This is a genomic window from Streptomyces sp. NPDC001339 (assembly GCF_042895955.1).
Taxonomy (GTDB): Bacteria; Actinomycetota; Actinomycetes; order Streptomycetales; family Streptomycetaceae; genus Streptomyces.
Window position 1 is genome coordinate 23,508 of the sequence record NZ_JBIAWT010000010.1, and the last position, 12,708, is coordinate 36,215.

The window sequence follows — 12,708 nt, forward strand, 5'->3', positions numbered from 1 at the left end:
TGGGTCCTTCGGGGGGCAGAGGGGCAGAGGGGGCAGAGGGGCAGGGGTCGCAGACCGGGGCCTGTGGTTCAGGCGTCTTTCGAGAACGGGCCCTGGTTGGGGATCTGCTCCCCGGTCACCAGCGCGATGACCGAGCAGTCCGTGGGCGCCCGGGCCGTACCGCCGTCCGGGGAGGCCGAGGACGGAGGCGAGACGGAGGGCCCGGTGCCGCCGCCGGCGGGGCACCGGACGGTCAGCCGCACCGTCTGCCCTTCCTGGATGACGACGGGCGTCTTGGGTGTGAAGTCCTTTGCCTTGTCCAGGTTCATGGTGGCGAGCGGCAGGGTTCCGGCGGTCAGCGTCAGGGTGGCGGTGGGCGGTCCGGCCGCGGTGATCTGGATGGCCGAGAGCTTCAGCCGGTATCCCTTGGCCACCGTCAACGCGTCCTGTCCGGTGCCGCCTTGGAGCTTCACGACGAGGGACCGCTGCAACGGCTTCTTCTTCGGGGCCTTGGCCTCCTCCGCCGCTTTCTCCTTCTCCTGTTTCTGCTTCTCCTCGTCCTTCTTCTTCCGCGCCTCGTCCTTGGCCGTCTTCTGCTCGGCGGCCTTGGCCTGCTCCTGCTGGGAAGGGCCATCGGCGGACACGGTCTGCGCCTTCGGCTCACCGCCGCCCACCGGGGACATCCACAGCACGGTCCCGGCCACCGCGGCCGCGGCCAGTGCGGTCAGTGCTTTCACCGCCCGTTTGGTCAGCAGCGGCCGCTGCTCGAAGGTGAAGTTCTCGCGGCGGACCTCCTGAGCGTCCCACTCTGCGCTGACCCCGACGTTCCATCCGACGGGTGTGCCCAGTCCCACCGGCCTGGTGACGCGCAGCAGCACCCCGATACGGGCCTTCTCGCCGACGCGCAGCGCGACCCTGGAACGGCGTACCCGGGATCGCACGGGTGCCTCGGCGTCCTCCGGGGCGGTCCGGAGCCGCAACTGCACCGCGGTGTTGCCGCGGTTGGTCAGGGTGACGAGGTTGGAGCCGAAGAAGCGGCCGCCCAGCCGCGCACGGGTCAGCTCCGGCTCCACCTCCCGGAACGCGCCGATCGTGATCTCGGCCTCGGGGACGGCGACCTGGGCCGGGTCCTGGGCGGAGGCGACCCTGACCGCGAAGACCAGGGCACCCGGCGGGATGTCGCTGCTGCGGGGCACGGTGAGGGGGATGGTGATCTGCTCGTGGTTGCCCGGGTACACCGCGAGCTGGCCCAGACGCGCCTCGCCCCACTGCGCCGGCGGACCGAGCAGGGTCAGGTCGTACGCATCGACGATACGGCTCTCGTTCCACACCAGCAGCTGCGCGGTGAGCGAGTCCCCGGGCTCGACGGCGCTTTCGGGGACGACCAGTTGGGCCCTGAGCGTCATCGTGCCCGCCTGGTGAAGAACTGCACCTCGGCCAGGGCTACGGGGCTGTCGGGCTGGGCTCCGGCGTGAACGGCGGCGATGCGCAGCGTCAGCGACACCACGTCATCCACGCCCCACCGGAAGTCCTGCGCGCCGGGCTGATCGGCCAGATCGATCTCCTTCTGCACGGTCTTCCTGCCGTCCTGGCCGACCGTCTCGGCGATCGCGGTGAGGCGGGTGGGACGGCCGGCCGCCAGATAGGCCTTGGGATCGGTCGCCGCCCCGTTGAAGATCACCAGCGCGGTCAGCCGGAAAGGCTGCCCGAACGTGGCCGTCCAGGTCTCGCCGACCGCTTCCGCGCCCTTGCGCGCAGGGGCCCAGAACCTGTTGCTCACCCCGTTGGCGGCCATCCCCGCCCCGAACCCGTGCTCCTCGGTCGACGCCTCGACGCTGACGGGCGCCACGGCCGCCTGACCGCTGAACCGGTCCTGCACCGCCGGTACCGCCTCACGTGCCGTACTCGCCAGCCAGCCGCCGGAGGTGCCCACGGCGAAGCACAGCGGCAGGGCGAGTGGCACCGCGAGCCAGCGGCGGTCCCAGTGCCACAACCGCGGACGGCCGGACCAGCGTGTGCGCAGCTCCTGCCACCGGGTCAGCGGCGGCGGCTCGGGGACGGGGCGCAGCAGGGCACCGCACAGCCCGCAGTACGTGCGGGTGTCGGGGTTGTCCGAGCGGCAGTCGGGGCACAGCAGGAGCCGGGGGAAGTGGTCGTAGCCCTGCGGGTGCTCGCCGGTCCCGTGCGCGTCCGCCTGCCCGGTTCCGCTCCCCTCACCGTTCCCACGGCCGGGGCCGGGGCCGGTGCCGGGGCCGGGGCCGTGACCGGTTCCGTACGGGAGGGGGACCACGGCGCGGGAGAGCTGGAGCGTCTCGTCGCGGGCGGGCACGGTCCGTGCCTCCGGTGACGGCTGGCCGTGACCGGCGTACGGCTCCGGGGCCGGGCCGGACCGCGCCTTCGGGGCCGATCCGGACTGTGTCTTCGGCACGCGTACGGAACCGGGCACCGGGCCCGGTGCGGTAGCCGGCGCGGCACCCGGGGGCGAGGCCGGCCCGGGCCGCTCCGGGGGCTGCCGGACCGCGGGGCGGCCGCCGGTCTCCTCCCACCCCAGGTAGGCGCCGCAGGCCACGCAGAACATCTCACCGCCGTACGCGGGCACCCCACAGGCGTGGCACATCCCCGCGCCCCCGGCCGGGCCGGTGCCGGACTCGCCGTGTGCTCGTGCCGTCAATCAGACCACGCCCTGTGCGACCGCGGGGCCGCTGCCCGCGGCGCCGACGCCGACGCCGACGCTGACACGGACGCGGACGTCGACATCGGCGGGTACCCAGTCGCGCACCAGCCGTTCGACGACGTCCGCGGTTGCTTCGTCGACAGCCACCGCCGTATCCACCGCCGTATCCGCCACCGTATCCACCGCTGTATCCGTAGCCGTATCCACCGTCGTGGTGCACCCGTCGGACGCGGTCGCCGCGGCGGGCAGGACGACGCGGATCTCGGCCCAGGCCCGGTGTGCGGCCGCGGGGCACTCATCGGGGCGCGGGGACTGGTACGTACCGCCGGATTCGGCCAACTGCACCTCACCGCCGAGCACTTCGCGCACGAAGAGCTCCAGCCCGGCACGGGTGCCCCGCAGGCCCTGGAGCCGGGCCCCCAGTCGCAGAGCCCGGCGCCGGCCCGGCTCGGCCACCGGAGCGGCCGGTTCGGTGCCCGTCCAGGCGAGCATCCAGTCCAGGAAGTCAGCGGGCGCGGTCCGCGGGTCGAAATAGGCGTCCAGGCAGTCCAGGGCGCGGATCACCGGGGCGATGGTGTCGTCGAAGCCCAGCAGCAGACGGTCGGCGAAGTCACCGTGCCGGTAGCTCTCCGGCAGCAGGGCCCGCAGCGACCGGCTGCCCGGAACGAGCGGCGGCAACTCCCCTGCCGCGCAGCTCTGTTGAGCAGCCCGCCCCAGCGTCACCGGCAGGTCTGGCACGTCTGGCAGGTCTCGTGCGTTTGGCAGGCCTCGTGCGTCGGGCAGGTCTGGCGCGTCTGGCATGTTCTCCCCCTTCCTATCGCGCGCGCTTCGCCGTCTTGACGGCTATCTGGTGCCGGTAGGACACGAAGAGCCCGGTGGGGCCCGCCTCGATGCGCTCCTGCGCCGGTGCCCGTTCACCGGTGGCCGGATCGGCCGGATACATTTCGAGCTTGGGCACCGACTCCACGTCCGGGCAGCGCGCCACCACGGCATAGGCGTCGCTCAGCCGCAGGGCGCGGCCGAGCGGCCAGCCGCCGCCCGCCCCCGTACCGGTGGGCAGCGGGCTGAGCAGGCGGTGCAGCGCCTCCAGCACCTGGGCGCGTACGGCCCGCTGGTCGGCGCCGGCCACCGGCTCAACCTCGGCGACCACGGTCACGCCCTGGTAGGCGGGGCCGCTGACCGCGACCCGGGTGCCCAGCGGCCGGGCGGCCTCGACGGCCGTGGCCACCGCGTCGAGCATCCCCGCCGAGGGCACCAGTTCCCGCGGGTCCTGGACGCGGCCCGGTTCGGAAACCCTGGGCACGACCAGGACCCGTACCAGCGGCGGCCCATCGCCGGAGGTGTCCGCGAGGCATTCGACGCGGCCCGCCTCGCGGCAGGCGGCTGCCGCGATGGCCTCGTAGTCGCGGGCGGTGACCGCGCGTTCCTGGGTGCGCAGCCACTGTGCGGCGCGCTGTTTGACACTCTCCACCGACTCGGCGTCCACGCCGCCCACCGCGCCCTTGCGGTTCTCCACATGGGCGATCAGCGCGAGCGGGGTCCGCAGTACGGAGAGGGTGCCGGAGACGACGTTGCCGTCGCGGCCGCCTCCCTGGTGGTACGCGGCGACGCCGATGCGGGCGCCGATCTCCGGGACGGCGCCGCGCTGGCGCACGGTACGGTCCGCCTCGCGCACACAAGGGCCGAAGCTCACCTCGCCGCTGACCTCGTCCACGGTCACATGCCGGTCCTGTGGGCCCGAGCCGGCGAAGTCGGCGACGACGGTCCACTCCTGGCGTCCCCCGGTGCCCTCGGTGGTGACCGTACTCAGCGACCCGGCGGCTATCGGGGTGCGCTCCAGCGTGAAGACCTGTCCGGGCGTACCGTCGGAGGTGCCGAGCTCCTCGTCGGTGACGACCTCTCCGTGGAGGGCGGTGGTGGTACCGCCGATGGTGTGGGCCTCGATGGCGGTGATGCGGGGCGAGGCGGAGTAGTCGGGCCGGCCGGGGGCGGGTGCGAGCACCCGGCAGCGCAGCCATCCGGCGCGGCGCCGTCCGATCAGCGACGGGACATGGCCGTCCGGGATGTGGAGCACGATCTCGCCGGGCCGGTTGAGGCCACCGGTGGTGTCACTGCCGACCTCGCACTCCTCCCAGCTCCGGCCGCACCACGCCTCCCACACCAGCGGGGGACGGCGGGGGTCCACGCCCACCCCCTCCAGCGAGCAGTCGATGCCCAGCGCCACCGCGCAGCGAGGGGCGGCCTCGGTCAGCCCGATCAGCAGGCTGTCGCCGGGGACGGGGGGCTGCGCGAAGCAGGTGACCACATCGCCCGCGAGAAAGCGCTCGGTGACCAGGACCGCGGTGTGACCCGCTTCCGCGGTGCCGATGTGCGCGAACGCACTGGGGACGATGTCCACTTCGCGGTCCACGGTGAACACGCAAACCGGGCCGTGTCCGGTGCGCGGCCTGGCCACCTCGGTGCCGACGGGGACGGACACGACCGCCTCCTGGGGCGCGGACAGCCAGAACGTCAGCTCCGTACGAGCCGCCTGAGGAGCCATCCGCTGGATGCCGAGCAGGTCCAGGAAGCCCAGGTGCACCTTTTCCGGGACCTGGTTGAGCCGGTAGGAGAGCTGGTCGACCATCTGCGCGAACGCCTCGATGAGGGCGACTCCGGGGTCGGAGACGTTGTGGTCCGTCCACTCCGGGCAACGGCGCTGGATGAACCTCTTGGCGTCGTCGACCAGGTCCTGGAACCGGCGGTCGTCGAGGTTCGGGCTGGGCAGGGGCATCGATGGGGCTCCGGAGGGTCGCTCTGCGGTCGGTGGGGCTCGGGTCGGGGGGGTGGTTTGGTGAGGGCGGGGTTGCTGAAGGGGTGGTGGGGTGGTTCGGAGAGGGGGTAGGTCGGCGGGTGGGGACGGGTCAGCGGAGGGTCGGGGCAGCAGGGGGCGTGCTCAACACACCCTGGTTGTGCCCGGGTTGGCTGTCCCTCGGCTCGCCGTCCCCCTCGTGTGCGGGGATCACGTAGAACGGGTGGACCAGGTTGCGGCGGCTGTTGGTGCTCGCCAGGCGATAGGCCACGTGGATGCGCAGCACGTCCTGTTCGTCCGCGCTCTGCACGACGTCCACGTCGTCGACGACGATGCGCGGCTCCCAGCGCTCCAGCGCCCGCCATACCTCGTGGGCGATGGCTCCGCTGGTCGCGGCGTCGAAGGAGCCGAAGATCCGGTCCCGGATCGCGCAGCCGAACTCGGGCCGCATGGGCCGCTCGCCGGGTTCGGTGCCCAGGATGAGCCGGAGGGCCTGCTCCACGTCGGCGGGCCCTTCGGCCATGGCCGTCCCTCCGGAGGGGCTCACGCCGATCGGCCAGGACCAGCCCCGTCCGATGAAGACCTCGGACATGTCAGCCACCGATCCGTACGGTGGGCGCCCCGCCGGTGACCGTCGCACCGCACGGCAGCTTGTCACCCATCTTCGCGGCGGGCATGCCGCCGATGAGCACGGTCTTGCCGGGCACCGGGACGGCGATCAGCGGCATGGGCGGCAGCGGCGGTACATGCGCGGGGAACATGCAGGTCGCCAGGGACGCGGCCACCGCCGCGGGCTGACCGCCGATCAGCACGGTGGGGACCATCGGCGGCCCGGTGATGGCGCCGGTGCCCACCGGGACCGGTACCGGGGTGGGGTTGGGGATGTGGGACGTGGCGTCGCCGATCCGCGCTGCGGGGGGCATGGGGGTTCTCTTCTCCTTACTCGGTTGATTGATCCGGCTCAGTACGGCTCGCTCAGTTGACTCTGATCCGGCTCAGTACGGCTCGCTCGGTTGACTCTGATCCGGTTCGGTACTGCTTCTCGCTCGGTTGATCCGGCTCAGTTGATCTTCACCAGCGCGGCGGAGAGCTCCGCCAGCGCACCACCCTTGACCTTCACCGCTCCGCTCCCGGACACCTTCACATCGGTTCCGGAAACATCGACCTGTGTGCCGGAGAGCTTGATCTGCGTGCCGTTCAGCTTCAGCGCGCCCGACCCGGCGTCCAGCGTGATGCCGTCGCCCTTGACGCTCACGGCCCGCTTCGCCTCGATCTCGACGGTGCCGTTGCTCTGGATGGCGATCCGAGTGCCGCTCTGGTCCAGCTCGATCTGCAGCTTGTCGTCACCGGTGGCCATCAGGACACCCAGCCGCCCCCGGTCCGCGTCCAGCAGTTCCAGCCGGTGCCCCTTCTTCGACGCGAAGGAGCGGCGGTTGGTGACGCCCTTGGTCTTGTCGTAGAGCGGTACGGAATGCCGGGGCGGCTTGTCGACGCCGTTGTAGAGCCCGCCGATGACGTAGGGACGATCCAGGCTGCCCTGTTCGAAGCCGACGAGCACCTCGTCGCCGACCTCCGGGACGATGATGCCGCCGCCCTTGCAGCCGCCGAACTGCACCGTGCGGGCCCAGTCGCTGACGTAGTCGTCGGACAGCCATGGGAAGCGCAGCCTGACCCGCCCCTCGTCCTTGGGGTCCTTGATGTCCACGACCTGGGCGGAGACCATCCCCGGTATCCGGCGCAGGCCCGCTTCCGCGTCGCCCGGCCGCCCCGCCACCGCGCGGTCGGCGCCCTCGCGGACCACGACGTCGGTGAGGTAGCCGGTGTCGGGGTGGTACTCGTGGCGTACGGAGGTGACGGTGTAGCGGCCTGCATGGCTGCTGCCCAGCCCGCCCAGGGTGACCGCCGAGCGCAGTCGCAACCGGGGCTCACCGCGTACCACGGCCTCCAGTTCGCTCAGGCCCGCGGCGACCTCCTGCGCCATGGCATCGGCGACCGCCTCGACCTCGTTCTGGCTGGACCGCGGCACCGAGGACAGCTGCAGCGGCGTTCCCCGGACGGCCCGCTCCCCCGCCTTCCAGGACACATCGCGTGACGGGGTGCCGCCGATGCGCCGGTCGGCCACCAGTTCCTTCTTGTGGTGCGGGTCCCAGCCGCGGACCTGCACCGCGGTCACCTGCTCGCGCAGGGTGGCGCCGGTACGCACCTGCACCAGATTCCGTCCGTACTCCAGGACGAAGGGGCTCTGCCGGGCGCCGGTCCCCCTGGCCGGCGCCTCGGTGGCCTTGGCGAGGCCACGGAAGTGCAGCGCGCCCTCCCGTACGAAGACATCGCAGGCGTTCTCGCGTGCCAGGTGGGTGAGGAACTCCCAGTCGGACACGCCGGGTTGGGTGATGATCTCGTAGACCAGGGACGTACGGTCCACGGTGCCGACTTTCAGGCCCGCCTGCCGCGCCAGCTTGGCGGCGATCTCGCCGGCCGACATCTGCTGGTAGCCGGCCACCCGGCGACCCCGCTTGAGCCGGTGGGCACAGTCCTCGGCAAGGACGACGCTGAAGGTGCCCGACTCCGAAGCACGGGCCTCGCAGCCGGTGATCTCGCCCTCGAAGAGCTCGAAGGCGCCCTTGCCGTCGCGGGCGGTCACCTGGAGCGGCGCGCCGAGTTTGAGCCCGGTCCTTGCGGGCAGCTCGCAGCCGGGGTCGCGGAATCCCAGCTCCGCCGAGGCCGAGGCACGAAGGGACTCCTCGACGACCGCCCATCCCAGAGCGAGACCCCAGGCCGTGGGCAAGGGCTGCCCACCGACCCGTACGGTGAGCCCTGCGGTATGACGCTCCATCACTTACCTTCCCTCACTTGCCTTCCACGCTTCCTGCCCGCCCCAGCTGACCGACTTGCCCGGAACTCTCCTTGGCGCCGTGCCTCTTCAGCTCCCCTCGCCGCTATGCCCCTGCCGTCGCCGCCATGAGGCCGTCACTGATCCTCGTGACCCGGCAGCAGGACCTGTGCGCCCGGACGCAGCCGCCAGGGGTCGCGCAGCCCGTTGAGCCGGGCGATGTCGCGCCAAGCCGCCGCGCTGCCCAGCTCCTGGTGCGCGATCGAAGGGAGCGAGTCGCCCGCGACGACGGTGCGTGCTCGGCGCGACGTCAGCGCACCGGATGTCGGGTTCTGCCCCTTCGTCGCACCGCCGATCTCCTCCAGCGTGATCTCGCAGACCGCCCGCTGGGGACTGCCCTGCGGGGAGAAGCGGGTGTAGGTGGCGTGGACCTTGCGCATGTACGCCAGGAAGGACACCGAGGCGAAGTCGCCCCACCGGAACCTGACCCATGGCGGCGACGGACGCTCCGCATCGATGCTGGACTCGGTCGGCGCGCAGCACTCCAGCAGCTTCGAGACCCGGGCATCGACCGAGCGCCCGCGCTTGTCGGCGCCGTCCAGCAGCACCGTCATGGCCAGGACGCGCGGGCGGCTTCCGGTGAATTCGGGGACGGCGGTGCGGGGCGCGGAGCGTACGGTGTGCCGAGCCCAGGCCGCCCCCTTGGCCAGGACCAGTTCGGCCGGGTTGAACTGCATCCGGACCTCGTCCACGAGCGGCCCGGGGTCGGTTCCGCCGCCGCTGGGCGGGGCGTACATCTCCAGGGTCGCCCGCACCATCTTGTCCCGGCTCTCCTGCGGCCCGCTCATGTCGTCCCCGCCGTGAAGAATCCGTGGTGCACGATCTCCAGCACCTCCATGGCCGCGTCGGGTGCCGCCGTGTCGAAGTTCGGCCCGCTCCAGGACACCGGCACCACATTGAGCAGATCCCACTTCGCCAGCACCGAGCCGGTGGCCGAGAGCGAGGCGATCTGCCCGGTGCGCTGCCGGGTGTCGTTCACCGCGTTGAGCACCCACTGGCTGGTCTTCTCCGCGTCGGCGGTCACCGGACGCGACAGGACCAACGGCGGATAGGTGATCCGCCGGGGCAGATACCAGGCCGAGTCGTTTCGGCCGCCCTCGGTGTACTCCTCGACCTCGACCGTGCAGGCCAGACCGGTGCACCGGGTGAAGACACCCAGGTCGGTTCCGTCGATGGCGAGCCGGAAGCGGTGCGTCGTTCCCGGATCGGCCGCCGCTGCCGATATTCCTGACATTCTGCTATCCCTTTCCCCTGTTCTTTCCCCTGTCTTTCCCCTGGCCGTTCATGGCCGCCCGTCGGTGCCGGCCCCGCCTGCGTCCGCCCTGTCGGTGCCCGCCGCTGGCGGCGTGCGAGTCGCGGCCGGGCCGCTTCCACGCGCCGGGATACTCCGACTCCCCCTCTGCGTCCGGTACTTGGCGCCGACCGGAAGTCCGGAGGCCAGCCGGCTGCGACCACCGCTCATCGGCAGCGCGGACTGCGCCGCGCCCGCCCCTCCGCGCCCTTCAGCCGTCCCCTGCTCGTCCCACACCTCCGGGTCGATCACAGGAGCGGTCGACGCGATGGCGGCAAAGGCCCGCCGAGGCGGGGAGGGGGGTGGGGAGGGAGGCGGGGAGGGAGACGGGGATACGGGCGGGGACAGGGACGCTCCGGTGACGGCGGGGAGGGGGTGCGAGACGGGATGTGCGTACGGGGAGGGGTACGCGTACCGGACAGGTTGCGCGTCGGGGACGGGATGCGTGTCCGGGAGGGGATGCGTGTTCGGGAGGGGGCCCGTGTTCGGGAGGGGGCCCGTGTTCGGGAGGGGGCCCGTGTTCGGGAGGGGGCCCGTGTTCGGGAAGGGACGCTCGTACGCAACCGGGTGCCCGTACGCAACCGCGTGCGCGTCCAGATCGGGGTGCCCGTACCGGACAGGTTGCGGATGCGACTCGGGGCGGGAGGCCAAGCCCACGGCCCTCACCTTGTCCGCCCGCAGGCCCGACGCGGCGGCCGTGACCCCATCCGTCCACGACGCCGCCTCTTCCGATTCTGTCCACACCGCCAGATCGCCCCGTTCCCCCCATGGTTCCGACCATGAATTCCTCGGACCCGCTGGCCCCCCTGAGCCCGTGTAGCCCTCTGAGCGACCTGAACCTCCGGAGTTCCTCAACGTCTCCTGCCACACGGCACGGCTGCCCGCCCGCGCAGGCCCACTCCTTGCGTCGTTCGGCCCTACGCTCGCCATACCCGTCACACCAGTCACACCAGTCACGCCCATCGCGCTCGTCGCCTTCGGCATCCCAGCGATCCCTGTCACCCTTGTCACGAGCGTCACCCCCAACTCCCTCGTCGCTCCCAACTCCCTCGTCACGCTCGACATGCCTGAGACACTTGAGACGCTCGGCAAGCTTGAGATTCTTGAGACGCTCGTTGTGACAAGCGGCCCGGTACCAAGCCGCGTCAAGACGGACAAGGCGCCGAATACCGGGGACTGCGCTGCCAGACCTGCCTTCCGCACGACCGGTGCTCGCCGGCGCATGCGGTGGAGTGACGAACGCACCGGCCACTGCGGCTGTGTCCGCCGCGACTGCCCCTCCGGCTGCGTCTGTCCCTCCGACCGCATCCGCTCCTGCAATCGGCGTGTTCGCGGTACCCCGTCCGTACGCACACCTCGGCTGCGCACAGGGCGAGCTGCCCCGGGGAGCCGTCGCACCCACCCGTACGCCCCCAGCCCCTCCAGCCAGCCCCCACCGAGCACCAGCGGTTCGGACACCGCCCCGCGCAGGGGAAGTTGAGTCGATGCGGTGGGACTCCCCGCAAGGGAAGCAAGCCTCACCACCGGCTCCGGCAGTGCCGCCGAGCCGGCGGTACCCGGCTTGTCGGCCCGACCGCCCCATGCACCGGGCTCAGCACGGCCAACGCCCGTCACCACCTGCACCGCAGGGCCATGCCCCGCACCCGACTCCCAACCGGCGCCAACGCCGGCCTCCCCCACGACGTACTCAGCTTCTTCAGCACGTTCCTCAGCACGTTCCTCAGCACGCGCCGGAGGACGGTTGCGCGAGACCTGCACGTCGAGAGGCGCCCGCACGTCGGCCTTCGACTCCCTTGCCACCTCGGGGCGTTCATGGGCGGACAGCGCAGCTCCGCCGGACCGAGGACGATCCTCAGCAGACACCGTCCCAGGACTGGCGAGCACCGGCTCGGCCCCAGCAGACACCGACTCGCGCGCACGGGGCCCAGCAGCCTCAGGTGTACTCGTCCGCCCCGCACTACAGTCGCGGCCACCGCGCAACCCGTCAGCAGACACAGGTGACTCGGACGACATCACTGGGGACACATCGTGTCGTGCCGGCCTCTCTCCTGCCCCTTCGGCCTCTCCGGTTCCTGCGGCTCGTCCGGCAGCTTCGACCGATGCGCTGCGCATACCCCATACCGGTGCGTCCCCATCAACTGAACTGCTCCGGCGTTCCGTCTGCACAGGCCGCCCAGTCGGCCCGCCCAGGTCGCCCTGTTCCTCCGACTGTTCCCGCGTGCATCGTTCCTCCAGCTGAGCCTGCGGATCTCGTCCCGGCCGGTCCTGCGTACCTCTCACCGCGCGTCCGCCACTGCCCTCGGCAGGCCGACTGGCCTCGGCAGGCCGCTCTTCACGCTTCGCGTGCTCGGACACGAGTGACCGCCATGCACCACGGGTATGTGGCACCGCGTTCCCCTCGTCACCCTTACACCGCTTCACCGAAGGAACACCCTGGTCAGCCCCCGATGTGCCGCCCTCCCAAGCGCTTACGCCGATCGGAGTACTCACCCTCGAACTCGTCTTCTCTGCCTGGTCATTGCGCTTCGCTTCGGCATGCACCGGAATTCCCGCCGAAGCATCCACCCAAGTCCCTTCACGGCGCGATCCCACGTGAGGCGGCGCTACTTCCCAGTCCCCCATGCCGTCCGGCCTCTCGCCCAGCACGGGAGAAGTCCGATCGGCGCCCCGGCTCCTCGCCCGCCGCACCGACGCAGAACTCATCTCCTCTGGCACATCGTTGGTGTCCTGCCACCCCATCAGCCGGTCGGCGCGGGCTCGGTCTCCGCCGCGCCGCCGCCGGCCGGCCCGCCACCGCCTCTCCCGGCGGGCACTCCCCCCGCCTTGCCCATCTTGCCCATCTTGCTCGCTATCCCCACCTCCAGCCCCAATTCCCATTCCAGTCCCAGCCCCAGCCCCATCCCCGTCCCCATCCCGCTCCCGGTCCACGGCCCACACCAGCGGCGCCGCCCGGCGGTACAGCGGGTAACCGGCCGCGCTCCACAGGCCGATGGCCGTACGGAACACCAACGGCGGCTCCACATCGACCACCAGCCTCTGCTCCCCGCTCAGCCGAGGGTCGCGCCAGGCCGTCAAAGCAGCGC

The 12,708-nt window shown here is 71.8% G+C and carries 10 protein-coding genes; all 10 read right to left on the reverse strand.

The features are described from left to right. Positions 1-68: 68 nt before the first annotated feature. Positions 69-1,385 (reverse strand): hypothetical protein, encoded by a 1,317-nt coding sequence (locus ACFY12_RS27310; protein WP_390718552.1) that lies wholly within the window; start codon positions 1,383-1,385, stop codon positions 69-71. Beyond that, positions 1,382-2,650 carry an NADase-type glycan-binding domain-containing protein gene (locus ACFY12_RS27315; RefSeq protein WP_390718553.1) on the reverse strand — a complete coding sequence of 423 codons (1,269 nt, stop codon included), beginning with the start codon at positions 2,648-2,650 and terminating at the stop codon, positions 1,382-1,384. The genes ACFY12_RS27310 and ACFY12_RS27315 overlap by 4 nt, the downstream gene beginning before the upstream one ends. Continuing rightward, the gene (locus tag ACFY12_RS27320; protein WP_390718554.1) at positions 2,651-3,391 is read right to left on the reverse strand and encodes a hypothetical protein; all 741 of its coding nucleotides are present in this window, start codon (positions 3,389-3,391) and stop codon (positions 2,651-2,653) included. Between the two features lie 76 nt (positions 3,392-3,467). Continuing rightward, the gene (locus tag ACFY12_RS27325; RefSeq protein ID WP_390718555.1) at positions 3,468-5,426 is read right to left on the reverse strand and encodes a putative baseplate assembly protein; all 1,959 of its coding nucleotides are present in this window, start codon (positions 5,424-5,426) and stop codon (positions 3,468-3,470) included. A gap of 130 nt (positions 5,427-5,556) precedes the next feature. Continuing rightward, positions 5,557-6,036 carry a GPW/gp25 family protein gene (locus tag ACFY12_RS27330; RefSeq protein ID WP_390718719.1) on the reverse strand — a complete coding sequence of 160 codons (480 nt, stop codon included), beginning with the start codon at positions 6,034-6,036 and terminating at the stop codon, positions 5,557-5,559. Position 6,037: 1 nt separating this feature from the next. Continuing rightward, positions 6,038-6,367 carry a PAAR domain-containing protein gene (locus ACFY12_RS27335; RefSeq protein ID WP_390718556.1) on the reverse strand — a complete coding sequence of 110 codons (330 nt, stop codon included), beginning with the start codon at positions 6,365-6,367 and terminating at the stop codon, positions 6,038-6,040. Positions 6,368-6,504: 137 nt separating this feature from the next. Then, entirely contained in the window at positions 6,505-8,277 is a 1,773-nt protein-coding gene (locus tag ACFY12_RS27340) for a VgrG-related protein (RefSeq protein WP_390718557.1), read from the reverse strand. Between the two features lie 134 nt (positions 8,278-8,411). Beyond that, positions 8,412-9,122: a peptidase M23 gene (locus ACFY12_RS27345; protein WP_390718558.1), complete on the reverse strand. Its 711-nt coding sequence runs from the start codon at positions 9,120-9,122 to the stop codon at positions 8,412-8,414. Continuing rightward, complete coding sequence (locus tag ACFY12_RS27350; protein WP_390718559.1) at positions 9,119-9,568, reverse strand: phage tail protein; 450 nt, start codon at positions 9,566-9,568, stop codon at positions 9,119-9,121. The genes ACFY12_RS27345 and ACFY12_RS27350 overlap by 4 nt, the downstream gene beginning before the upstream one ends. Positions 9,569-12,363: 2,795 nt before the next feature. After that, on the reverse strand, positions 12,364-12,525 hold the full coding sequence (locus tag ACFY12_RS27355) for a hypothetical protein (RefSeq protein ID WP_390718560.1): 162 nt from the start codon (positions 12,523-12,525) through the stop codon (positions 12,364-12,366). Positions 12,526-12,708 lie beyond the last annotated feature (183 nt).

Coding starts and splice junctions, on each gene's coding strand:
- ACFY12_RS27310 (WP_390718552.1), bottom strand. CDS start 1,385: ATGACGCTCAGGGCCCAACTGGTCGTCCCCGAAAGCGCCGTCGAGCCC.
- ACFY12_RS27355 (WP_390718560.1), bottom strand. CDS start 12,525: ATGGGGCTGGGGCTGGGACTGGAATGGGAATTGGGGCTGGAGGTGGGG.
- ACFY12_RS27345 (WP_390718558.1), bottom strand. CDS start 9,122: ATGAGCGGGCCGCAGGAGAGCCGGGACAAGATGGTGCGGGCGACCCTG.
- ACFY12_RS27325 (WP_390718555.1), bottom strand. CDS start 5,426: ATGCCCCTGCCCAGCCCGAACCTCGACGACCGCCGGTTCCAGGACCTG.
- ACFY12_RS27340 (WP_390718557.1), bottom strand. CDS start 8,277: ATGGAGCGTCATACCGCAGGGCTCACCGTACGGGTCGGTGGGCAGCCC.
- ACFY12_RS27350 (WP_390718559.1), bottom strand. CDS start 9,568: ATGTCAGGAATATCGGCAGCGGCGGCCGATCCGGGAACGACGCACCGC.
- ACFY12_RS27330 (WP_390718719.1), bottom strand. CDS start 6,036: ATGTCCGAGGTCTTCATCGGACGGGGCTGGTCCTGGCCGATCGGCGTG.
- ACFY12_RS27335 (WP_390718556.1), bottom strand. CDS start 6,367: ATGCCCCCCGCAGCGCGGATCGGCGACGCCACGTCCCACATCCCCAAC.